Source organism: Phytopseudomonas daroniae (assembly GCF_004327275.1).
Lineage (GTDB): Bacteria > Pseudomonadota > Gammaproteobacteria > Pseudomonadales > Pseudomonadaceae > Aquipseudomonas > Aquipseudomonas daroniae.
Window position 1 is genome coordinate 275113 of the sequence record NZ_QJUJ01000004.1, and the last position, 22482, is coordinate 297594.

General features: G+C 64.8%; 18 protein-coding genes and 2 riboswitches. Of the genes, 13 read left to right on the top strand and 5 right to left on the bottom strand.

The genetic code is table 11. From position 1 onward, the window contains the following. Positions 1 to 50: 50 nt before the first annotated feature. The 7 genes from DNK10_RS12110 (at position 51) to DNK10_RS12140 (ending at position 9009) form a co-directional block, all read left to right on the top strand. Positions 51 to 1088 carry a trans-3-hydroxy-L-proline dehydratase gene (locus tag DNK10_RS12110; protein WP_131191733.1) on the top strand — a complete coding sequence of 346 codons (1038 nt, stop codon included), beginning with the start codon at positions 51 to 53 and terminating at the stop codon, positions 1086 to 1088. Between the two features lie 224 nt (positions 1089 to 1312). Continuing rightward, positions 1313 to 2251: a dihydrodipicolinate synthase family protein gene (locus DNK10_RS12115; protein ID WP_131191734.1), complete on the top strand. Its 939-nt coding sequence runs from the start codon at positions 1313 to 1315 to the stop codon at positions 2249 to 2251. A gap of 242 nt (positions 2252 to 2493) precedes the next feature. Continuing rightward, positions 2494 to 3546: a TRAP transporter substrate-binding protein DctP gene (gene dctP / locus DNK10_RS12120; RefSeq protein ID WP_131191735.1), complete on the top strand. Its 1053-nt coding sequence runs from the start codon at positions 2494 to 2496 to the stop codon at positions 3544 to 3546. A gap of 45 nt (positions 3547 to 3591) precedes the next feature. After that, the gene (locus tag DNK10_RS12125; RefSeq protein WP_131191736.1) at positions 3592 to 4098 is read left to right on the top strand and encodes a TRAP transporter small permease subunit; all 507 of its coding nucleotides are present in this window, start codon (positions 3592 to 3594) and stop codon (positions 4096 to 4098) included. Positions 4099 to 4101: 3 nt separating this feature from the next. Then, positions 4102 to 5412, top strand: coding sequence for a TRAP transporter large permease (locus DNK10_RS12130; protein WP_131191737.1), 1311 nt, complete (start codon positions 4102 to 4104; stop codon positions 5410 to 5412). Positions 5413 to 5749: 337 nt separating this feature from the next. Beyond that, positions 5750 to 7330 (top strand): aldehyde dehydrogenase (NADP(+)), encoded by a 1581-nt coding sequence (locus DNK10_RS12135; RefSeq protein WP_131191738.1) that lies wholly within the window; start codon positions 5750 to 5752, stop codon positions 7328 to 7330. 362 nt (positions 7331 to 7692) lie between these two features. Next, the gene (locus DNK10_RS12140; protein WP_131179449.1) at positions 7693 to 9009 is read left to right on the top strand and encodes an MFS transporter; all 1317 of its coding nucleotides are present in this window, start codon (positions 7693 to 7695) and stop codon (positions 9007 to 9009) included. A 45-nt stretch (positions 9010 to 9054) separates the two neighbouring features. Here DNK10_RS12140 and DNK10_RS12145 read toward each other — a convergent pair whose 3' ends face one another. Together DNK10_RS12145 and DNK10_RS12150 are read right to left on the bottom strand one after the other, a co-directional pair. After that, positions 9055 to 9762 (bottom strand): vWA domain-containing protein, encoded by a 708-nt coding sequence (locus tag DNK10_RS12145; protein WP_242674735.1) that lies wholly within the window; start codon positions 9760 to 9762, stop codon positions 9055 to 9057. Beyond that, positions 9744 to 10751, bottom strand: a complete 1008-nt coding sequence (locus tag DNK10_RS12150; protein WP_131179447.1) for a magnesium chelatase ATPase subunit I — start codon at positions 10749 to 10751, stop codon at positions 9744 to 9746. The genes DNK10_RS12145 and DNK10_RS12150 overlap by 19 nt, the downstream gene beginning before the upstream one ends. Before the next feature lie 124 nt (positions 10752 to 10875). On the opposite strand from DNK10_RS12150, the gene DNK10_RS12155 reads away from it, so the two are divergent. The 3 genes from DNK10_RS12155 to DNK10_RS12160 all read left to right on the top strand — a co-directional run bounded on the left by DNK10_RS12155 (position 10876) and on the right by DNK10_RS12160 (position 13230). Beyond that, a complete protein-coding gene (locus DNK10_RS12155; protein ID WP_131191739.1) occupies positions 10876 to 11454 on the top strand; it encodes an LOG family protein in 579 nt (192 codons plus the stop codon). Positions 11455 to 11739: 285 nt separating this feature from the next. Beyond that, positions 11740 to 11871, top strand: a complete 132-nt coding sequence (locus DNK10_RS26315; RefSeq protein WP_279635836.1) for a hypothetical protein — start codon at positions 11740 to 11742, stop codon at positions 11869 to 11871. Between the two features lie 270 nt (positions 11872 to 12141). Continuing rightward, positions 12142 to 13230 carry a 3-deoxy-7-phosphoheptulonate synthase gene (locus DNK10_RS12160; protein ID WP_131191740.1) on the top strand — a complete coding sequence of 363 codons (1089 nt, stop codon included), beginning with the start codon at positions 12142 to 12144 and terminating at the stop codon, positions 13228 to 13230. Positions 13231 to 13315: 85 nt separating this feature from the next. Here DNK10_RS12160 and DNK10_RS12165 read toward each other — a convergent pair whose 3' ends face one another. From DNK10_RS12165 to cobW, 3 genes are all read right to left on the bottom strand, one after another. After that, complete coding sequence (locus tag DNK10_RS12165) at positions 13316 to 14926, bottom strand: ABC-F family ATP-binding cassette domain-containing protein (RefSeq protein ID WP_131191741.1); 1611 nt, start codon at positions 14924 to 14926, stop codon at positions 13316 to 13318. 425 nt (positions 14927 to 15351) lie between these two features. Continuing rightward, entirely contained in the window at positions 15352 to 19086 is a 3735-nt protein-coding gene (cobN, locus tag DNK10_RS12170; protein WP_131191742.1) for a cobaltochelatase subunit CobN, read from the bottom strand. A 101-nt stretch (positions 19087 to 19187) separates the two neighbouring features. Then, the gene (gene cobW, locus DNK10_RS12175; RefSeq protein WP_131191743.1) at positions 19188 to 20237 is read right to left on the bottom strand and encodes a cobalamin biosynthesis protein CobW; all 1050 of its coding nucleotides are present in this window, start codon (positions 20235 to 20237) and stop codon (positions 19188 to 19190) included. 98 nt (positions 20238 to 20335) lie between these two features. Continuing rightward, positions 20336 to 20517, bottom strand: a riboswitch (cobalamin riboswitch). 223 nt (positions 20518 to 20740) lie between these two features. Further along, a riboswitch (cobalamin riboswitch) is annotated at positions 20741 to 20943 on the top strand. A gap of 102 nt (positions 20944 to 21045) precedes the next feature. On the opposite strand from cobW, the gene DNK10_RS12180 reads away from it, so the two are divergent. From DNK10_RS12180 to DNK10_RS12190, 3 genes are read left to right on the top strand one after another with little or no spacing between them, the layout of a single operon-like run. After that, positions 21046 to 21225, top strand: coding sequence for a CbtB domain-containing protein (locus tag DNK10_RS12180; protein WP_131179441.1), 180 nt, complete (start codon positions 21046 to 21048; stop codon positions 21223 to 21225). 10 nt (positions 21226 to 21235) lie between these two features. Then, positions 21236 to 21955 carry a CbtA family protein gene (locus tag DNK10_RS12185; protein WP_131191744.1) on the top strand — a complete coding sequence of 240 codons (720 nt, stop codon included), beginning with the start codon at positions 21236 to 21238 and terminating at the stop codon, positions 21953 to 21955. Further along, positions 21952 to 22359, top strand: coding sequence for a cobalamin biosynthesis protein (locus DNK10_RS12190; RefSeq protein ID WP_131191745.1), 408 nt, complete (start codon positions 21952 to 21954; stop codon positions 22357 to 22359). Before DNK10_RS12185 ends, DNK10_RS12190 begins: the two co-directional genes overlap by 4 nt. Positions 22360 to 22482: the final 123 nt, after the last annotated feature.

Consider the following 22482-nt stretch of genomic DNA (forward strand, 5'->3'; position numbering starts at 1 on the left):
GGTTACACCCATCCTACGGATTTATAAGATTTTTAGAGAGGGGCCGGGTAATGCGCTCGAGCAAAGTCATCCATGTGGTCAGCTGCCATGCCGAAGGTGAAGTCGGCGACGTCATCGTCGGCGGTGTCGCGCCACCACCCGGGGAGACCCTGTGGCAGCAGTCGCGCTGGATCGCGCAGGATGATTTCCTGCGCCACTTCGTGCTCAACGAACCGCGCGGCGGCGTGTTCCGTCACGTCAACCTGCTGGTGCCGGCGAAGAACCCCAGGGCGCAGATGGGCTGGATCATCATGGAACCAGCGGATGTGCCGCCGATGTCCGGCTCCAACTCGCTGTGTGTGGCCACCGTGCTGCTCGACAGCGGCATCCTGCCGATGACCGAGCCGCAGACCCGGCTGACCCTGGAAGCACCCGGCGGCCTGGTGGAAGTGGTCGCCGATTGTCGCGACGGTAAGGCCGAACGGGTCGAAGTGAAGAATGTACCCTCCTTCGCCGACAAGCTCGACACCTGGATCGAGGTCGAAGGCCTGGGTTCGCTGCAGGTCGATACCGCCTACGGTGGCGACAGCTTCGTCATCGCCGATGCACACAAGCTGGGTTTCTCCATCGCCCCGGACGAAGCGGCGGATCTGGTCGCCACTGGCCTGAAGATCACCCAGGCCGCCAACCAGCAGTTGGGTTTCACTCACCCACTGAATCCGGACTGGAGCCATATCTCCTTCTGCCAGATCGCCGCCCCGGTAGTACACGAAAACGGCATCGCCACGGGTGCCAACGCCGTGGTCATCCGCCCCGGCAAGATCGACCGTTCGCCCTGCGGCACCGGTTGTTCGGCGCGCATGGCGGTGCTGCATGCCAAGGGCCAGTTGGCGGTGGGCGAGCGCTTCATCGGCCGTTCGATCATCGGCTCCGAGTTCCATTGCCGCATCGACTCGCTGACCGAAGTCGCCGGCCGTCAGGCGATCTACCCCTGCCTGTCCGGCCGCGCGTGGATCACCGGCACTCACCAGCACCTGCTCGACCCGAGCGACCCCTGGCCGACGGGCTACCGCCTTTCGGACACCTGGCCGGTGGAACTGAAACTTTGATAGCTCGCATATGTAGGGTGGATGACGCTTTTTTCATCCACCGTAACGATTGCAGAGCGGTGGATGGGTGAAGCGTCATCCACCCTACTGCCTGAAAGTTTGAAACCCGCCGGTTCGCCGGCGCAGTGAACCGGGCTCAGGCCCAAATCGCGGAAATGAATGGCGCAATCCGGCCGCTTATTTTCGTATACGAAATACTTTAATTCTGCCCAGGAGGCAACACCATGAGCAGCAACATCTTCACCGGCACCATCCCCGCCCTGATGACTCCCTGCACCGCCGAGCGCAAGCCGGACTTCGACGCCCTGGTGCGCAAGGGCCGCGAGCTGATCCAGGCCGGCATGAGCGCCGTGGTCTACTGCGGTTCCATGGGCGACTGGCCGTTGCTCACCGAGGCCCAACGCCAGGAAGGGGTGGCGCGCCTGGTCGCTGCCGGCATCCCGACCATCGTCGGCACCGGTGCGGTGAACAGTCGCGAAGCGGTGTCCCACGCCGCCCACGCCGCCAAGGTCGGCGCCCATGGCCTGATGGTCATCCCACGCGTCTTGTCCCGTGGCGCTTCGCCAGCCGCCCAGGAAGCGCACTTCGCCGCCATTCTCGAAGCGGCGCCGAAGCTGCCGGCGGTGATCTACAACAGCCCCTACTACGGCTTCGCCACCCGCGCCGAGCTGTTCTTCAAGCTGCGTCGCAAATACGCCAACCTGATCGGCTTCAAGGAATTCGGCGGCGCCGCCGACATGCGCTATGCCGCCGAGCACATCACCTCGCAGGATGACGAGGTGATTCTCATGGCCGGCGTCGATACCCAGGTGGTGCACGGCTTCGTCAATTGCGGTGCCACCGGCGCCATCACCGGTATCGGCAACGCCCTGCCGCGCGAAGTGCTGCAACTGGTCGAACTGAGCAAGCAGGCCGCCAAGGGCGACGCCGTTGCCCGCCGCCGCGCCCTGGAGCTGTCCGAGGCGCTGAACGTGCTGTCGTCCTTCGACGAAGGCACCGACCTGGTTCTCTACTACAAGCACCTGATGGTGCTGGGCGGCGACCAGGAATACACCCTGCACTTCAACGAAACCGATGTGCTCAGCGACGCCCAGCGCAACTACGCCGAGACCCAGTACCAGCTGTTCCGCCAGTGGTACGCCAACTGGTCGGTCGACGCCTGATCGCTGTACTTCGGCCGGGTGCTTCCAGCGCATCCGGCCGACCTGGTGCAGTGCATCAAGCTGTGCGATGCCATCGCCGGTCGCGGCGGCGAAGACCGCACCTGCCGGATGCCTGCCTGTAACAACCGCTACAGCTGCATGGATGCGGGAGGCCACCCTCCCGCTCTTTGGCTTCACCTGCCTTGCCTGACAAATGCGCAAGCCGCGCACCTGGCAAACACATAAAGACCAAGGGGAACAGGATGATCAACAAGACCACTCAGCTTTTCGCCGCCCTCGGCCTGGCGCTTTGCTGCGCCACCACCCAGGCGGCCAGCTACAGCTACTCGGTACCGACTTCAGTGCCGGAAGGCAGCTTCTTCTTCGACAACTTCCTCAAGCGTTTCGCCAGCAATGCCGCCCTGCTCACCGATGGCGAGGTGAAGATTCGTCCGGTCGGCGCCGGCGTGATCGTGCCGCCGTTCCAGGTCTATGAGTCGGTGCAGAACGGCGTGCTCAAGGCCGGCCATTCCACGCCCACCTACCTGGTCAACCAGGATCCGCTGAACAACGTGTTCGCCGGCTACCCGGGCGGCATGTCCGGCGAAGAGACCCTGACCTGGCTGTATGAGGGCAACGGCCTGAAATACCTGCAGGAATTCCGCCGCAAGAACATGGGCCTGCACAGCCTGGTAGTCGGCGTCGGCAGCACCGAGGTGCTCGCCCATGCCAACAAGAAGATCGAGAAACTCGAAGACTTCAAGGGCCTGAAATTCCGCACCGCCGGTGCCTGGGCCGAGGTGATACAGCAGGTCGGCGCATCGCCGACCGTGGTGCCGCCAGGCGAGATCTACACCCTGCTGCAGCGCAAGGGCGTGGACGCCGTGGAATGGGCCACCCCGGGGGCCAACCTGACCGAGGGCTTCCATGAAGTGGCGCCTTACCTGCTCACCCCCGGGGTGCATCAGCCATCGTTCGTCTGGGAATTCTTCATGACCGAAGAGAACTGGAACGCCATCGACGAGAAGACCCGCGCCAAGCTCGAAGCAGCGGCCAAGCTGACCACCCTGCAGAGCTACTTCCACTTCCTCGATAGCGACATGAAGGCCATGGATACCTACCGCAAGGCGGGTATCGAGATCATCGAGCTGGACAAGAGCATCACCGATGACCTGGCCCAGCGCGGCAATACGCTGATCGCCGAGAAACTCGAAGCGCGCAAGGCCGACGACATCGACGCCAAGGCCATCTTCAAGGACTACAGCGACTACCTGCAGCGCTGGTCGAACAATTCCTCCTATCTCTACAGACACTGATCGGTTGAGCCGACCGCCTGCGTGCGGTCGGCTCCAGGAGGCGTTATGAAAAACAGATGGTACAACTGGCCGGCGCAGTCACTGCTCGCCGTGGCCTCGAGCATGGCGTTGATCATGGTGCTGGTGATGATCTACGAAGTGTTCGCGCGCTATGCCCTCAACAGCCCGACACTCTGGGCCTTCGACATTTCCTACATGCTCAACGGCTGCATCTTCCTGCTCGGCTGCGCCTATGCGCTGAAGGAAGAAACCCATGTGCGTGTCGACTTCCTTTCCTCGCGGCTCAAGCCGGCCGTACAGCGCGGGCTCAACGCGGCCTTCTACCTGCTGGTGCTGGTGCCGACCATCGGCGGCCTGACCTTCATCGCCAGTCGCCGTGCCTGGCACGCCTTCGTCACTGGCGAGGTCGAGCACGTCAGCCCCTGGGCACCGGTCATGTGGCCGTTCTACCTGGCGTTGGCAGTTGGCCTGGCGGGCCTGACCTACCAGCTCATCGTCGATGCCGTGCTGTTCATCGGCAACCGCAAGCAGCCCGGCACCAAGGAACACTGACCGATGATGGAATACATACCCCTGCTGATGTTCGTCCTGCTGTTCCTGTTCATCTTCCTCGGCATTCCGGTGTCCTTCTCGCTGATCAGCGTGTCGTTCCTGTTCGGCCTGCTGCTGTTCGGCGACAACATCCTGCAGCAGATGTACGGCTCGCTGCTGCAGGCCTCGACCAACTTCGCCCTCTCGGCCATTCCGCTGTTCGTGCTGATGGGCGCGATCCTCGAACGCACCGGCCTGGCGCAGCGCCTGTTCAGCGCCCTGCAGCTATGGCTCGGCGGTTTTTCCGGCGGCTTGGCGATTTCCTCGATGCTGATGTGCGGCATCTTCGCCGCCAGCTCCGGCGTGGTCGGCGCAGTGGAAATCGTGGTCGGCATGATGGCCATTCCGGCCATGTCCAAATACAACTACGATCGCGCGCTGATCTCCGGCACCATCTGCGGCGGCGGTTCGCTGGGGGCGATCATTCCGCCGTCGGTGATCGTCGTCGTGTATGCCTCGATGGCCCAGCTGTCGATCGGCCAGCTGTTCGCCGCCACCCTGTTCCCGGGGCTGCTGATGCTGGGCATGTTCCTGCTCTACATCATCATCGTCTGCTGGCTGAAACCCTCGCTGGCGCCGGCCGTGCCGGAAATGAAGGCCACGCCGCTGGGCGAGAAGCTGAAGATCACCATCAGCGCACTGATCCCGCCGCTGCTGCTGATCTTCGCCGTGCTCGGCTCCATGCTGGCCGGCATTGCTTCTCCGACCGAGTCGGCGGCCGTGGGCGCCTTCGGCGCAGGGCTGCTGGCCGTGTGGTTCAGGGAGCTGAGCATCACCCGGCTGATCGAAGCCCTGGTGGCGACCATCAAGATCACCTCGATGATCATGCTGATCGTCGCTGGCGGCATCATGTTCACCGCCATCTTCGCGGCCAGCGGCGGCGGCTGGATGATCGGCGAATTCATGGAAGAGATGAACTTCAGCCCTTATATGCTGATCCTCATCCTCATGGTGATGGTGTTCTTCGCCGGCATGGTGCTGGACTGGATTTCCCTGGTGCTGATCTTCGTACCGATCTTCACGCCACTGATAAAGGCCGCCGGCATCGACCCGGTGTGGTTCGCGGTGATGTTCATGGTGGTGGTGCAGACCTGCTACCTGACGCCGCCCCTGGCGCCCTCGGTGTTCTACCTCAAGTCCATCGCCCCGCCCGGTTACGGCTACGGCGTGATGTACCGCGGCGTACTGCCCTTCATCGCCATTCAGCTGCTGCTGTTCCTGCTGATCCTGGCCATGCCCGGCATCGCCACCTGGCTGCCGAGGCAGCTGTTCTAGGAACCTGGCCTGCAGATGTTTCATGCACGACCGAAAAAAGGCGCAAGCAGCCGCTCACTCCGTAGGGTGGATGACGCTCTTTTCATCCACCATTGCGATCGCAATGGTTGGTGGACGGATGAAGCGTCGTCCACCCTACGAAAGGCCGCCATCGCTTTTAGCTTGCAGCTTATGGCTGCTTTTTCCTCGTCGCGTGTCATGTTCGCTAGAACGATTCAAAGCGCAGTCAGCCCGCTCACCTGCAGGGCTGGCTGACTGCAGACTTGCGCAACTGATCAGACATCGTACAATCAAAGACTTTCCGTACGTGTTCATACGCCCCCAACAGGAGCTAACAATGCCCGCTACCATCGGCCACAACATCATCGGCGGCGCGTTCAGCGCAGCCGGCTCCGTCGTTCACCAGAGCCATGACGCCAGCACCGGCGAAGCCCTGCCCTACGACTTCGTCCAGGCCACCCCTGAAGAAGTCGACGCTGCCGCCAAAGCCGCCGCAGCCGCTTACCCCGCTTACCGCAGCCTGCCGGCCGCCAGGCGCGCCGATTTCCTCGACGCCATCGCCGACCAGCTCGATGCCCTGGGTGATGAGTTCGTCGCCACCGTCTGCCGCGAAACCGCTCTGCCCACCGCCCGTATCCAGGGCGAGCGGGGCCGCACCAGCGGGCAGATGCGCCTGTTCGCCAAGGTGTTGCGCCGCGGCGACTTCTTCGGCGCGCGCATCGACCGCGCCCTGCCGGATCGCCAGCCACTGCCGCGCCCGGATCTGCGTCAGTACCGCATCGGCCTCGGCCCGGTCGCCGTGTTCGGCGCCAGCAACTTCCCCCTGGCCTTCTCCACCGCCGGTGGCGACACCGCCGCGGCCCTGGCCGCTGGCTGCCCGGTGGTGTTCAAGGCCCACAGCGGCCATATGGCCACCGCCGCCTTCGTTGCCGAAGCCCTGCTGCGCGCCGCCGACAAGACCGGCATGCCCAAGGGCGTGTTCAACATGATCTACGGCAGTGGCGTCGGTGAGGCGCTGGTCAAGCATCCGTCCATCCAGGCCGTCGGCTTCACCGGTTCGCTGAAAGGTGGTCGCGCCCTGTGCGACATGGCCGCCGCGCGCCCGCAGCCGATCCCGGTGTTCGCCGAGATGAGCAGCATCAACCCGGTCATCCTGTTGCCCGAAGCCATCAAGGCCCGTGGCGAGAAAATCGCCGGCGAACTGGCTGGTTCGGTGGTCATGGGTTGTGGCCAGTTCTGCACCAACCCGGGCCTGGTGATCGGTATCCGTTCGCCGGAGTTCAGCGCCTTCCTCGAGGCCTTCACCGCCAAGATGGCCGAGCAGCCGCCGCAGACCATGCTCAACACCGGCACCCTGAAGAGCTACGTCAAAGGCCTGGAAGCGCTCGACGCCCATGCCGGCATCACTCACCTGACCGGCGCCAGGCAGGAAGGCAACCAGGCCCGCCCGCAACTGTTCAAGGCCGACGTCAGCCTGTTGCTGAACGGCGACGAGCTGCTGCAGGAAGAAGTCTTCGGCCCGACCACCATCGTCGTCGAAGTGGCCGACAAGGCCGAGCTACTGGCCGCCATCGATGGTCTGCACGGTCAGCTGACCGCCACCCTGCTCACCGAGCCGGGCGACCTGGCTGGCGCCGGCGAGTTGTTCGCCCTGCTCGAGCAGAAGGTCGGCCGCGTGCTGTTCAACGGCTACCCGACCGGTGTGGAAGTCTGCGACGCCATGGTGCATGGCGGCCCGTACCCGGCGACCTCCGATGCCCGTGGCACCTCGGTGGGCACCCTGGCCATCGACCGCTTCCTGCGCCCGGTGTGCTACCAGAACTGCCCGGACGCGCTGCTGCCCGACGCGCTGAAGAACGCCAACCCGCTGGGCATCGCCCGTCTGGTTGATGGCGCCAGCAGCCGCGACGCGCTGTAAGAGACGGCTCGGCGCTACGGCGCCAGCCAACTCTGCGCTGTATAGAGAAAGCCGACCTCCGGGTCGGCTTTTTCATGTGCCCGGATTGGTAACGTTGTAGAGCAACGCCTTTCCCGGGTATCGCTTCGCTCGACCCAGGCTACGGTTTACGCTTCAGGTGCAAGCCGTAGGGTGGATAACGCGAAGCTTATCCACCATTGATCGCGTCTCAAGACTCACGCAAAACCCTTGTCGCTCATGGCTACCCCCAGGTCGCACTCGAATCCCGCCACAGCTGGAGAGCCACGTAAGTTATCCACAGATGGACGCAAAGGCCCGGGCCAGGCGCGTCCGCACGTTGGAACAACTGCGCGGAGGCAGCCATGAGCGTCACCACTTATCCACTACAGGCTACACACGTCGATCTCGGCACCTTGCGCAAGGTCATCGCCGCGTCGGCTATCGGCAACTTCGTCGAGTGGTTCGATTTCGCCGTCTACGGCTTTCTCGCCGTGACCATCGCCGCGCTGTTCTTTCCACAAGGCGATCCGGCCCTGGCGTTACTGCAGACCTTCGCGGTATTCGCCGTGTCCTTCGCACTCCGCCCGCTGGGCGGCATCGTATTCGGCATCCTGGGTGACCGCATTGGTCGCAAGCGCGTGCTGTCGATCACCGTGCTGCTGATGGCCGGCGCCACCACCCTGATAGGCCTGCTACCGACCTACGCCAGCATCGGCCTGATCGCGCCGCTGTTGCTGGCCCTGGCGCGCTGTCTGCAAGGCTTCTCGGCAGGCGGTGAATACGCCGGCGCATGCGCCTTCGTCATGGAGCACGCGCCAACCGAACAGAAAGCCCGTTATGGCAGCTTCGTACCCGTCTCCACCTTCGCTGCCTTCGCCTGTGCGGCAGGCCTCGTCTTTGGCCTGGGCCTGTGGCTGGATGAAACACAGATGCAGGCCTGGGGTTGGCGCGTGCCCTTTTTGATCGCCGCACCGCTGGGCCTGATCGGTTTGTACATGCGCCTGCGCCTGGACGAATCCCCGGCCTTTCAGGCCCTGGCCGCGCAAGCTCACCCGGAACACTCGCCGCTGCGCGAAACCCTGCGTGAGCATGGCGCGACCGTGCTTTGCCTGTCGGCCTTCATCTCTGCCACGGCGCTGTCGTTCTACATGTTCACCACCTACCTGACCACTTACATGCAGGTGGTCGGTGGCGCAACACGACCCACAGCGCTGCTCGCCAGCCTGATGGCGCTGCTGTTCGCCGCTCTGCTGTGCCCATTCGTAGGCCGCTATTCGGATCACGTTGGCCGCCGTCGCACCATTCTCACCGCTGGTGTGGCGCTGATCGTCGCGGTGTATCCGGCCTTCACCCTGGCCGCCTCGGGTACGCTGCTGGCATCGGCCATCGGCGCCATGCTGCTCGCCATCGGTGCGGTGATCTGCGGCGTGGTGACCGCCGTGCTGCTCTCGGAGCAATTCCCCACCCGCGTGCGTTACACCGCGTCGGCCTTCACCTACAACCTGGCCTATACGCTGTTCGGCGGCACCGCGCCGCTGGTCGCCACCTGGCTGATCGAAGCGACCGGCAACCGCATGTCGCCGGCCTTCTACCTGATCGCCATCGCCCTGCTGGCTCTGGCCGGCGGTCTGGCGCTGCCCGAGTCGTCGAAACGTTCGCTGGAGGATCCGATAACCTGAGCATCGCCTTGGCAGCATCGAAAACCGGCCACTACTGACGCGGCGCTACACCGAGTGACGAAGTGACTGAGTCAATGCCTCGAGTTCTTCGATATGCCGATACTCGGCACCCAGCTCGCCGGCCAGCTGAACGGCACGGCCGAGGCGGATCGGCGCGCACTCGATATCCACCAATGTGGCGGGGCAGGGGCTGGGCGGCAGCGCTGGCCATTCGCGCAATCGCCCGTCGGTAATGACCAGCAAGCGCTGCTCCTCACCCGGCTTGAGGCGCTGGCGGCGCTGCAGCCAGCCGTGGGCCTGCTGCAACGCCGGAATCAGCGGGCTGCCACCACCGGCACCGAGCTCCGCCAACCACTGCTGCAGGGCAGCAGACGCTTTCTGGCCCTGCCAGTGCCACTGCGGCTGTGCTCCGTGGGCGTCGAGTACAGCGATGCGCGCACGCTCCCGGTAGGCCCGCTCGAACAGCTCGGCGAGCAGCCCTTTGGCCTTGCCCAGAGCGCCGTGGCGGCGGGTCGAAGCCGAGGCATCGACGACGATCAGCCATAGCTGCGTCGGTGCGTTGCTACGTGGGCTGCGCTGCAGATCTTCGCGCCGCCGTGGCCGACCTTGCAGCAGGGTGGCGAGCCAGTCGATGGCACCATTCTCGCCCCGGCGTTTGGCGCCACCGCGGCCGCCTGCCTGTTTGCCCGGAGTGGGCTTCGCATCCGTCCCCGCTCTGGCACGCGGGGGGATGCTCAGGGCTTTTTTGCCCAGCGTGGCGGTTCACGGCGCTCGCCGGTGGCCTGCACGTGCGGCGGCAGTTCGCCCCACTGACCTTCGCCTGCCGCAGGCTGCTCGCTTGATGCCTGAGCAGGAGGGCTGGCCGGCGGCTGAGCCTGCTGCCGGGGTGGCGTATGCCGACGACGATGGCGCAGCACGAAGTCGGCCACTGCTTCGATATCGTCCTCGCTGATGCCTTCAGCACCACGCCAGGCCGCGTGGGCACGGGCGGCTCGCAGCCACACCAGGTCGGCACGCAAACCATCGACGCCCGCCTCGAAACAGCGTTGGGTGATCGCCTCCAGCGCCTGGTCATCGAGAGGAATGCGCATCACCTGATCCCGCGCCTGCTGGCAGCGCTCGGCCAGTGCCGCCTGCTGCTCGGCCCACTGGGCAATGAACGCCTGCGAGTCGGCATCGAAAGCCAGGCGACGGCGGACGATTTCGGCGCGCGCGCCCGGCTGCGGCTGACCGTCCAGTACCAGGTTGAGGCCGAAGCGGTCGAGCAGTTGCGGGCGCAGCTCACCCTCTTCGGCGTTCATGGTGCCGATCAGAATGAAACGCGCACTGTGGCGGTGAGAGATGCCGTCGCGCTCGACATGGTTGACGCCGCTGGCCGCCGCATCGAGCAACAGGTCGACCAGATGGTCGGGCAGCAGGTTGACCTCGTCGACGTAGAGCACGCCGCCATCGGCCTTGCTCAGCAACCCCGGGGAAAAGCTCGCCCGGCCTTGGCCCAGGGCGGCATCCAGATCCAGGGTGCCGACGATACGTTCCTCGCTGGCGCCCAGCGGCAGGGTGACGAACTGGCCAGTGTGCAACAGCTCGGCCAAGCCACGGGCCAGGGTCGACTTGGCCATGCCTCGCGGCCCCTCGATCAGCACGCCGCCAATCGCCGGATCGACCGCCACCAGGCACAGCGCCAACTTCAGCGAGTCGGCACCGACCACGGCGGCGAGAGGGAAATGGACGGTATCGGTCATGGCGCAATCCAGCTGGGCAAAGCCGGCATTGTAGCAGCGGGCGGTCGAATCCCACTGCGCTGTTCTGTTATGGTCGGCGGCTTCGCAACGCTGACGTGTGCGTCATCAACCAGGGAGAGTCTCCGTGCGTCTGTGCATTTTCTGTGGTTCCAACGCGGGCCGTGACCCGATCTATATCGAGGCCGCTACCCGCCTCGGCCAGACCCTCGCCAAAGCCGGCATCGGCCTGGTGTACGGCGGCGCGTCCGTCGGCCTGATGGGCGCCGTGGCCAATGCGGCGCTCGAAGCAGGTGGCGAAGTGATCGGCGTGATCCCGCGTTCGCTGTGGGAAAAGGAAGTGGCCCACACCGGCCTCGAAGACCTGCGCATCGTCGACTCCATGCATCAGCGCAAGGCGCTGATGGCCGAGCTGTCCGACGGCTTCATCGCCCTCCCCGGTGGCGTCGGCACCCTGGAGGAACTGTTCGAGGTATGGACCTGGGCGCAACTGGGCCACCACCAGAAGCCCTGCGCGCTGCTCAATATCAATGGCTACTACGACCGCCTCGCCGCCTTCCTCGATCACATGGTGGACGCAGCCTTCGTCAAGGCGCCGCACCGCGAGATGCTGATCGTCGAGCAGGATATCAATGCGCTGTTGGCGGCCATCGACCGCTACGAGGCGCCTCAGGTGGGCAAGTGGATCGGCAGGCAGGAAACCTGAGCACCTGGCGGGCCAGAGCCAGGCCTTGGCCGATGCAAGGCGCAAGCGGACGTAGGGTGGATCGGGGCGCGTAGCTGACGCTCTTTTCATCCACCAGCCCGTAGGATGGGTGAAACCCATCAATTTCCGATGGGTTTCACCCATCCTACGACAGGCCGCTAACGCCACTTTGCAGCCGTACATGAAACGGCTACAAGCGACACGCAGCAGATCGCGAATCGGTTCCAGGGCTTGCAATCGACCACCGCGATGAATTAACGTCGAGCCCATTCAACGGAGCCTTGCATGTCGCCATCCCTGATCCTGAACAGCACCCGCCTCGATGCAGCCTGCATCGTGATCGCGCGTGCCCAGGCATCCGTGGTTGCGGCGGCCTCGTATTTTTATGGGTATTGGTTTAGCCACAGGCGCGCCTGATACCCCACAGGCGCCCTAGCAACTCAGGGTCGCCACCAGACAGTTTCTCGAAACCCCCGGTCGGCAACCCGATCGGGGGTTTCTTTTTTTCCGGCACAGCCATCTGTACAGAGGATTTCACCATGAACGCATACGCCACCTATCAAACCCGTTACCGCTACGACTGGCGATTTACCGGCAGCCGCTCTGCTCATCCACTCAATCGAACATCCCATCGAGCCAGATAGTGCGCCGCGCGCGGTAACATCCGCGCCGGCCGAGGAAACCACCATGTCCGTAGCCGTCAATTCCCGCTCCACCGCCAAATCCGCTGATCTGCATCTGGTCGCCACCCCAACTCGCCGACAGACTTCGCCACTGCCCAGCGCCAGCCAGTTGCGCGAAGAACTGCCCCTCTCTGCCGCCCTCGCCCGTCAGGTGCAGCAACAACGCCACTCGATCCGCGCCATTCTCGATGGTCACGACCCGCGATTGCTGGTGGTGGTCGGCCCCTGCTCCCTGCACGACGACGCTGCCGTACTCGAATACGCCGAGCGCCTGGCAGCCCTGAGCCAACGGGTGGGTGATCGCCTGCTGCTGGTGATGCGCGCCTACGTCGAAAAACCGCGTACCACGGTGGGCTGGAAGGGCCTGGTCTACGACCCGGCGCTGGATGGCAGCGGCGACATGGCCGAGGGCCTGCGCCGTTCGCGGCAACTGATGCTGCGCATGCTGGAGCTCGGCCTGCCGCTGGCCAGCGAGATTCTGCAGCCGCTGGTGGCCGGCTACTTCGACGACCTGCTCGGCTGGGCCGCCATTGGCGCACGAACCAGCGAATCCCAGGTGCACCGCGAACTGGTCAGCGGTCTGGAGATGCCGGTGGGCTTCAAGAACGGCACCGATGGCAGCCTCGGCATCGCCTGCGACGCCATGCGCTCGGCGACTCATGCCCACCAGCACTTCGGTGTCGATGGCCACGGTCGCCCGGCCCTGGTACAGACCCACGGCAACCCGGACACCCACCTGGTTCTGCGCGGCGGCCATGGTGCGCCGAACTACGACGCCGCCAGCGTCGCCACTGCGCGCGCCGAGCTGGAGCGCCAGGGCATCGCCCCGCGGATCATGGTCGACTGCAGCCACGCCAACAGCGGCAAGAACCCGCTGCGCCAGCCCGAGGTGCTGCGCAGCGTGCTCGACCAGCGCCTGGCCGGCGACGGCGCCCTGCGCGCAGTGATGATCGAAAGCCACCTGTTCGATGGCGCCCAGAGCCTCGGTGGCGAGCTGCGCTACGGCGTGTCGATCACCGACGGCTGCCTGGGCTGGACGGGCACCGAGCGCATGCTGATCGACGCGGCCGTACGGATGCGGCATCTGGTCTAACGCCACCCGTAGCCTGGCGTTGAGCGCAGCGATACCCAGTGTCGCTGCGCTCAAGCCGTTGGATGCACCCTCGCAAACGTGCGGATCACACCCGCTCGTACTGCCAACCCTGCGTCGTCCACTGCAGGCGGTCGGTGATCGCCAATGCCTCGATGAACGCGGTGTCGTGAGACACCACGACCAGCGCCCCACGGTACTGACGCAGCATGCCTTCGACGGCCAGCAGCGAGTCGAGATCGATATGGTTATCGGGCTCGTCGAGCAGCAGCAAGGGTGCTGCCGGTTCGCCATCGATCACCCCGGAAAGCGCCAGTTTCAGGCGCTCGCCGCCACTGAGCCGTGCGCAGGGGAGCAGTGCCCGATCGGCATCCAGCCCCAGGTGCATCAGGCGGGTACGGGCAAGCGCCTCGGGCAACCCGGGATTGCAGTGTCGCAGATGATCCAGGGCCGTTTGCGCCGCCTGCAGGCAGGACAATCGCTGATCAAGATAAGCCAGCGGGACATCGACTCGACACTCGCCAGCGGCGACTGAAAGCTGGCCCGCGAGCACCGCCAGCAAGGTCGACTTGCCACAACCATTGGGCCCGGTAATCGCCAGCCGACGGGGGCCGAACAGTTCGATATCCGGCAGGCAGGCGCCCGAAAATGGTGCGCACACGCCGCGTAGACTCAATACCCGCTTACCCTCGGGCAGGCTTGTAGCACTGCCATGCAGCTCGATCTCCAGGTTTTCGTCCACCTGGGCGGCGGCCTCGCGTACCGCGCTATCGAGCCCGCTACGCGCCTCCTGCAGCCGTTGTTGCAGGCGGCCGGCGCTCGTTTCGCTGCGGTTCTTCTGACGATCCAGGAGGATCTGCGCCTGATTGCTGTCCCGCGCCCCACGCGCTCCGCTGGCGGTACGGCGCTGCTGGCGTTGCTGCTGCGTCTGCAACTCCCGCTCGCCACGTTTGCGCTCGGTGCGGGCATGCTCCAGCGTGTGCTGCGCGGCCTGTCGCTCGCGCAATCGACACTCCCGATAAACGCTGTAATTGCCGCCGTAGGCGCGCAGCCCGGCCGGCGATAGCTCGACGATGCGCTGCATGCCCTCCAGCAGTTCACGATCATGGCTGATCACCACCAGCCCGCCCGGCCACTGCTGCAAGCGTCGATAGAGCCGCTGGCGGCTGACCCGATCCAGGTGATTGCTTGGCTCATCGAGAATCAGCAGATCGGCACCGCAGAGAAAAACACCGAGCAAAGCCACCCTTGTACGCTCACCACCGCTGAGTATGGCGGCAGGGGTTTGCAGTGACAGATGGCCAAGACCTTCGTCGCGCAGGGCGAGGTTCAGGCGCTCGGCGATATTCCAGTGGCCTTCGAGCAACTCGATATCGTCCTCGTCCATGCAGCCGTCAGTCACCCGACACAGCGCATCGTAAGGCGCAGCGAAACCGGTCAGATCGATAACTCGAACGCCGTCAGACACCACGACCTCTTGAGGCAGGTAAGCGACCTGAGCCTGCCGAGCGATACGCCCGCCAGTGGGCTGCAACAACCCTGCGAGCAGGCGGCCGAGCACGCTCTTGCCGGCACCGTTGCGCCCCACCAGGCCGGTATGGCGGGCATCGAAGGTTTCGCTCAGCTCATCGAACAGCGGCTGACCATTGGAAAAATGAAAGGACACGCGCTCAAGCGCGATAACAGGCGAGTTCGTCATGAATGACTCCAGGCAATGCCGTGAAAACGCGAGGCACGAGGCCGCGGCGGAAAATCACAGGTCGTGCGGACACGACGGCATTACTGGCGCATTGGACGAAACTCCTCTGGAAATGAACAGGTAGGCTAAACCCAAGGTCAGGCCAGGGCAACCGAGGGGACTTGTAAAAGCCGAAAAAGCGCTGAAGGCAGCTTCAAGGCGAGAGCGGACGGCCGTAGGATGGGTGCAACCCATCGGCAATTGATGGGTTTCACCCATCCTACGGGCTAGGCTGCGCGCCCCGATCCAACCTACGGGGAACCATGGCACGAACGTAGCCTGGATTAGCCGCAGGCGTAATCCGGGGCCGAAGGCCTGATCCTTCGTTTAACGCGAATCATCGACCGGCTGCTTACGCCTCCCTCCGGCCAACGCGCTAATAGACCTTAGCTTTCCTCGCCCTCGATCAGCAGGTTCTCCAGGGCCTCGCGGTACTCGCCCGGCTCCTGCCAGAGGCCGCGCTGCTGGGCTTCGAGCAGGCGCTCGATGATGTCCTGCAGAGCGCCGGGGTTGTGCTGCTGGATAAAGTCGCGGGTATCCCGATCCAGCAGGTAGGCGTCGGTAAGCAGGGCGTACTGGTGGTCGTCGACCAGTTCGCTGGTGGCATCGAAGGCGAACAGGTAGTCGATTGTCGCGGCCAGCTCGAAGGCGCCTTTGTAGCCGTGGCGCTTCATGCCCTCGATCCACTTCGGATTGGCCGCGCGGGCGCGTACCACCCGGGCCAGCTCCTGCTTGAGGGTACGGATGCGCGGGGTATCGGGCTGGCTGTTGTCACCAAAGTAGCTGGCCACCCTGGTGCCCCGCAGGGTTTCCACCGCCGCCAACATGCCACCCTGGAACTGGTAGTAGTCGTTCGAGTCGAGGATGTCGTGCTCGCGGTTGTCCTGGTTGTGCAACACCGCCTGCAGACGCTCCAGGCGCTCGGCGAACTGGCCGCGCGCCGGCGTACCTTCGCTGCCTTTGCCGTAGGCGTAGCCGCCCCAGTTCAGGTACACCTCGGCGAGATCCGCGCGGCTTTCCCAGAGGCGTTCCTCGATGGCGTTCTGCACGCCGGCACCATAGGCGCCGGGCTTGGAACCGAAGATCCGCCAGCCAGCCTGACGCCGCGCCTCGAGTTCGTCCAGCCCGCCATCCTGCAGCGCCAGGGCTTCCTGCCAGACCCGTGCCGACAGCGGGTTCATGTCCGGCGATTCGTCCAGATCGGCGACCGCCTGCACGGCGTCGTCGAACAGACGGATCAGGTTGGCGAAGGCATCACGGAAGAACCCGGACACCCTTAGGGTCACGTCGACACGCGGGCGACCGAGTTGCTCCAGCGGCAGTACCTCGAAACGCTCGACCCGCTGGCTGCCGGCCTGCCACACCGGGCGTACGCCCATCAGGGCCATGGCCTGGGCGATATCGTCACCACCGGTGCGCATGGTCGCGGTGCCCCACACCGACAGGCCGAGCTGGCGAAGGTGGTCACCTTCATCCTGCAGATGGCGTTCAAGCAGGCGGTCGGCGGCCTGTACGCCAAGGCGCCAGGCAGTGGGTGTGGGCAGGTTGCGCACGTCCACGGAATAGAAATTGCGCCCGGTGGGCAGCACGTCGAGCCGCCCACGACTCGGCGCGCCGCTGGGGCCGGATGGCACGAAGCGACCATCTAGCGCATCGAGCAGGCCGTGCATCTCGGCATCGCCACAGGCATCCAGCAGCGGCGCGATGCGCTCAGCCAGACTGCGCAGCACGGCAGCGCTGGCCGATCCGGCGAATGGCAAGTCCGCTCCTTCGATCAGCCGTAATCCGAGCAGCTCAAGACGCTCACGGGTGTCGCCGAAACTGCGCCAGGGCTCATCGCTTAGGCCAGTCAGAATGTCAGGGCGTGGGCCCGTCCACGGCGCGGCCATGTCGCAATCGAGCGGATCGAAGTCGAGCTGCAGGTCATGGGCCAGCGCACGCAGCAGGCTGGCGTTGCCACCCTGGCCGTCACCGCGGGGAATGCGCAGCAGCGCCAGCAGGGTGTCGCGACGCAGCGTACCGGCCGGTGATTCGCCGAACACATGCAGGCCGTCGCGGATCTGCGATTCCTTGAGGTCGCACAGGTAGGCGTCGAGTTGTGGCAACCAGCTGGCCGGATCGTCGTTGAGCTGCAGGCCCAGTTCGCGATCCAGGCTGGCTTCACGCACCTTGACCAAGATCTCACCGCGCAGCTCGGCGGCGCGGCGCAGGTCGAGCTGGCTAGCGTCGTAATACTCATCGGCCAGCCGCTCCAGATCACGCAGGGGGCCATAGCTCTCGGCGCGGGTCAGCGGCGGCATCAGGTGGTCGATGATCACCGCCTGGGTACGGCGTTTGGCCTGGGCGCCCTCGCCGGGATCGTTGACGATGAAGGGATAGATATTCGGCAGCGCACCGAGGATCAAAGTCGGCCAGCAGCTTTCGGAAAGACCAACACTCTTGCCCGGCAGCCATTCCAGGTTGCCGTGCTTGCCAACGTGGATCACCGCCTGGGCGGCGAACACCTGGCGCATCCAGAAATAGAACGCCAGGTAACCGTGAGGCGGCACCAGATCCGGGTCGTGGTAGACCGCTGCCGCATCGACCTGATAACCCCGTGCCGGCTGGATGCCGACGAAGGTCAGGCCGAAGCGCAGACCGGCAATCATCAGCCGGCCACTGCGGTACATCGGATCATTCTCGGGAGCGCCCCAGCGCTCCAGCACGGCCTGGCGGTTGGCCTCGGGCAGCACCGCGAAGAAGCGCCGATAGTCGTCCAGCGCCAGACTCTGGGCGCAAGGCCGCAGGTCGAGGTTGTCGAGATCGTTGGTCACGCCACCGAGCAGTTGGTGAATCAGCGCGGTGCCGCTGTCCGGCAACGCATCGACCGGATAACCCTGCTGTTGCAGAGCCTGGAGGATATTCAGCGCGGCCGCCGGGGTGTCCAGGCCGACGCCGTTGCCGATGCGACCGTCGCGGGTCGGGTAGTTGGCCAGCACCAGGGCGACACGTTTGTCCGCTGCGGGCGTGCGTTGCAGCTCGCACCAGCGCCGCGCCAGTTCGGCGACGAAATCCATGCCGGGCAGGTGCGCACGGTAGCAGACCACGTCGCTCTGGCTGCGTTCGCTGCGCCAGGCCAGGCCCTTGAAGCTGATGGGTCGGGTGATCAGCCGGCCGTCCAGCTCCGGCAGGGCGATATGCATGGCCAGGTCACGCGGGCCGAGGCCCTGGGCGTTACCTTGCCATTGTTCTTCGCTGTCCAAGGCGCAGAGCGCCTGCAACACCGGCACATCGCGGCGGAACGGCCGCGCCTGCGGTGCTTCCGGGTTGGACTGGGCGAAGCCGGTGGTGTTGAGGATAACGGCGGCGCCGGCCTCGTCCAGCCAGTCCTCCACCTGTGCCAGGCAGGCGGCTTCCTTGAGGCTGGCCACGGCGATGGGCAGCGGGTTGAGGCCTTGGGCCCGCAGGCGCTGGCAAAAGCTGTCGACGAAGGCGGTGTTGGCCGCCTGCACATGGGTGCGGTAGAACAGCAGCGCCGCCACCGGCGCATCGGGCTGCCACTCGGAACGCCAATCATCCAGGCGCACATCACTCTTGTGCGGGTGATAGAGGCCGACCCGGGGCAGTGCGCGCGGCGCCTCCCAGGGGTAGTCGCACCCCAGGTAGCGACTGGCGATGCAGTGGAAAAATTGCCGCGCATTGTCCACGCCGCCCTGGCGCAAATACTGCCAGAGCCGCTCGGCATCCTCGGCGGCGACGTTACCCAGGCCGCTCAGCTCGGGATCGGGGCTGTCGTCGCCCGGCACCAGGATCAGCGTCTTGCCGCGCCCGGCCAACTCCACCAGACGCTCGATGCCGTAGCGCCAGTAGCTGACACCGCCATGCACGGAGATCAGGATCACCTTGGCGTGCTGCAGCACCTGCTCGACGTAGAAATCCACCGAGGCGTTGTTGCCCAGTTGCGCCGGGCTGGCCAGGCGCAGACTGGGGTAGTCCTCGGGCAGATGGCAGGCGACCTCGGCCAGCAGCGACAAGTGCGAATCACCGGTGCACAACACCACCAGCTCGGAAGGCGTCTGGCCGAGGTCGGCGATGCTGTCGGCCGGTAACGACTGTCCGGGCTGAGTACGCAGAAGATGCATCTAAGCGAGCTACAAGCTACAAGCTACAAGCTGCAAGCAGGAACAGCCCGCAGCCAAGCTTCTGGCTTTCACTTGTGGCTTGAGGCTTGCAGCTTGAAGCTTCATTTGAGCGCCGCTTTCAGCTCGGCAGCGATGGCTGTGTGATCGAGCTCCTGGCCAATCACGATAAGGCGGGTAACCCGCGCCTCATCAGCCTGCCAGGCACGGTCGAAGTGCTTGTCGAAACGCAGGCCGACACCTTGCAGCAGCAGGCGCATTGGCTTGTTCGGAACGGCGACGAAGCCTTTGATACGCAGGATGCCGTGCCTGGCCACTACGTCCTTCAGCGCGGCGAGCAGGCGGGCTTCATCGATTTGCGGTAGTTCCACGTGGAACGAGTCGAACTCGTCGTGATCGTGGTCTTCCTCCTCATTGTCGTGATGGGTCTTGCGGCCTTCGATGTGCAGTTCGGTCTCGCTGTTCAGGCCCAGCAGCACATTGAGCGGTAGGGAACCGCCATGGGCTTCGACCACCTTGACCGCCGGCGGCAGCTCTTCGCCAACTTCGGTGCGCACCGCCGCCAGGGCGTCGGCATCGAGCAGGTCGGCCTTGTTGAGGATCACCAGATCAGCGCTCGCCAGTTGGTCGGCGAAAAGCTCGTGCAGGGGCGATTCGTGATCGAGATTGGGGTCGAGCTTGCGCTGGGCATCGACCTGATCGGGGAACGCGGCGAAGGTGCCGGCGGCCACCGCCGGGCTGTCGACCACGGTAATCACCGCATCGACGGTGCAGGCGTTGCGGATTTCCGGCCAGTTGAAGGCCTGTACCAGCGGCTTGGGCAGGGCCAGGCCGCTGGTTTCGATGAGGATATGGTCGAGGTCGCCGCGGCGTTCCACCAGCTCGCGCATCACCGGGAAGAACTCTTCCTGTACGGTGCAGCACAGGCAGCCGTTGGCCAGTTCGAAAACGCGGCCATTAGCCTCTTCCTCGGTGCAGCCGATGGAACACTGCTTGAGGATTTCACCATCGATACCCAGTTCGCCGAACTCGTTGACGATCACCGCGATACGGCGGCCCTCGGCGTTTTCCAACATGTGCCGCAGCAAGGTGGTCTTACCGGCACCGAGGAAACCGGTGACGATGGTGACGGGAAGTTTGGCGAGCGTTTTCATGGAGGCCCCTGGCGTCTGGAGAAACGGCGAGCGGGCAATAGATGGCAGGCACAAGCCGAAGCTGGCACGAAGGCATCACCGGATCACCCCGCCCGGTTGTCGAAAGCGTTATCGAGGCAGGTCTCCTGGCTCACAGGTCATGGCGCGTAGCCGGCCTTCCCGGTTTCCCAGTGGCGGTTGGCGATGCGCTCGCTGCTACAGTTGCGGGGGCAGCCACGGCTTGCCGTGTTCCCTCTTAGAACCTGTTCAAAGGCTCGCGAGCTAGAGTCCTGCAAGGCAAAAACAGGCGAGGAAGCGGAGTGTACTTTTGTACATGAGCATTCCGAGCCTGTTTTTAACGCAGCAGGGCCGACGCGCAGCAGACTTTTAACAGGTTCTAGCTCCATGGCGATGCATGAAGAACCTCGAAGACGGCAAGGCTACGCAGTGCCTGGCGGGCGGTCAATCTCGACAGGGGTCACCAGGCCTTGCAACATATTGACGCAAACACCGCTTCATGGTGTTCTTGTGCAGCTGTTTCAGGTGTCTCGCGCCGCCGAGCGCGAGGTGAAACGGGAAGCCGGTGCAAGTCCGGCGCTGCCCCCGCAACGGTATGTGTACGAAGGGTTATCGAAGCCACTGTGCCTCAGGCATGGGAAGGCTGACCCAATACTGTCCCATGACAGTCGTCACGAGCCCGGAGACCGGCCTGAAGTAATCGTTTGGCAACCCGCGGTGGGCGGGCACACGCCGGATATCAGGCCGCCTTGCCTGCTCTCTCGCTGTGTCTTTCTGCCTCGACTTCCTCGTCCTGCAGAAGGCCACGCCCATGTCCACCAGCACTCTGTCCACCTCCGTTTCACTTCCCCTGTCACAGCGTCTGATCCTGGCCGTGGGCAGTTGCCTGCTCGGCGCCGCGCTGATCTTTTTCGCCGGGTTCTCCCACGTCGAAGCCCTGCACAATGCCGCCCACGATACCCGGCATAGCGCCGCGTTTCCGTGCCACTGAGGACGCCAGAATGATCAAGCGTATTGCCCAGACCGCGGGCTTCGCCGGCCTGCTCGCCGCCATCGTACTGACCCTGCTGCAAAGCCTGTGGGTCACTCCGCTGATTCTGCATGCGGAGACGTTCGAAGTCGCAGAGCCCGCTGCCGTTATCGAGCACAGCCACGACACTGCCAGCGCCACTCACGAGCATGACGCCGCTGGCGGCCACAGCCACGAGGGTGAAGCCTGGGCACCGGAAGATGGCTGGCAGCGCCTGTTGTCCACCGGCCTGAGCAACCTGGTGGTCGCCGTCGGCTTCGCATTGATGCTCGCCGGCCTGTTCACCCTGTGCGCGCCACAGAAAACCTGGCAGGGCCTGCTCTGGGGCCTGGCCGGTTTCACCACCTTCGTGCTCGCACCCTCAGCCGGTCTGCCGCCGGAACTGCCGGGTACCGCCGCCGCAGAGCTGGTGCTGCGCCAGTACTGGTGGATCGGCACGGCCGCCTCGACCGCCGCTGGTCTGGCGCTGCTGGCGTTTGGCAGCAACTGGATCCTGCGCATCCTCGGCGTGGTCATCCTCGCCCTGCCCCACCTGATCGGCGCCCCTCACCCGGAGGTTCACGAAAGCCTGGCGCCCGAAGCCCTGGAGCATGAGTTCATCCTCGCTTCGCTGCTGACCAATGCCGCGTTCTGGGCGGTACTGGGCCTAGTCGCCGCCTGGTTCCATGGCCGCGAGCAGAAGCAGGCGTGAGCGAGCGCCCTACCCTCGTCGCCGGCCTGGGTTGCCGGCGCGATTGCCCGCTGAGCGAGCTGCTGGCCTTGCTCGACAGCACGCTGGCCGAGCATGGCTCGAGCACTGCCGAACTGACGGCCCTGGCCAGCAGCGAACACAAGGCCGACGAGCCTGGGCTGCTGCAGCTGGCCGAGTACCTGTGCCTGCCCATCACCTTCCTGCCCGCCGAGGTGCTGACGGGTTACCATGACCGCCTGAGCCAGACCTCCGATATTGCCCTGCGTGTCACCGGCAGCCCAAGCGTTGCAGAGGCCAGCGCTTTGGCCCTGGCCGAACGGTTGAGCAGTCGAACCGCTCGCCTGTGGATAACCAAGCGCAAAAGCGCCAACGCCACGCTGGCCGTTGCCCGCAGCGATTCGTAGGGTGGATCACGCTTTATCGATCCACCGGGTGGCGATCCACCGGCTGGTGCTCCCCCGCCGAGCGATCGGACAAGCCGAACAACACGCAGGAAGAGCAAAGCGCCTTCTCCCCTACACTCAGGA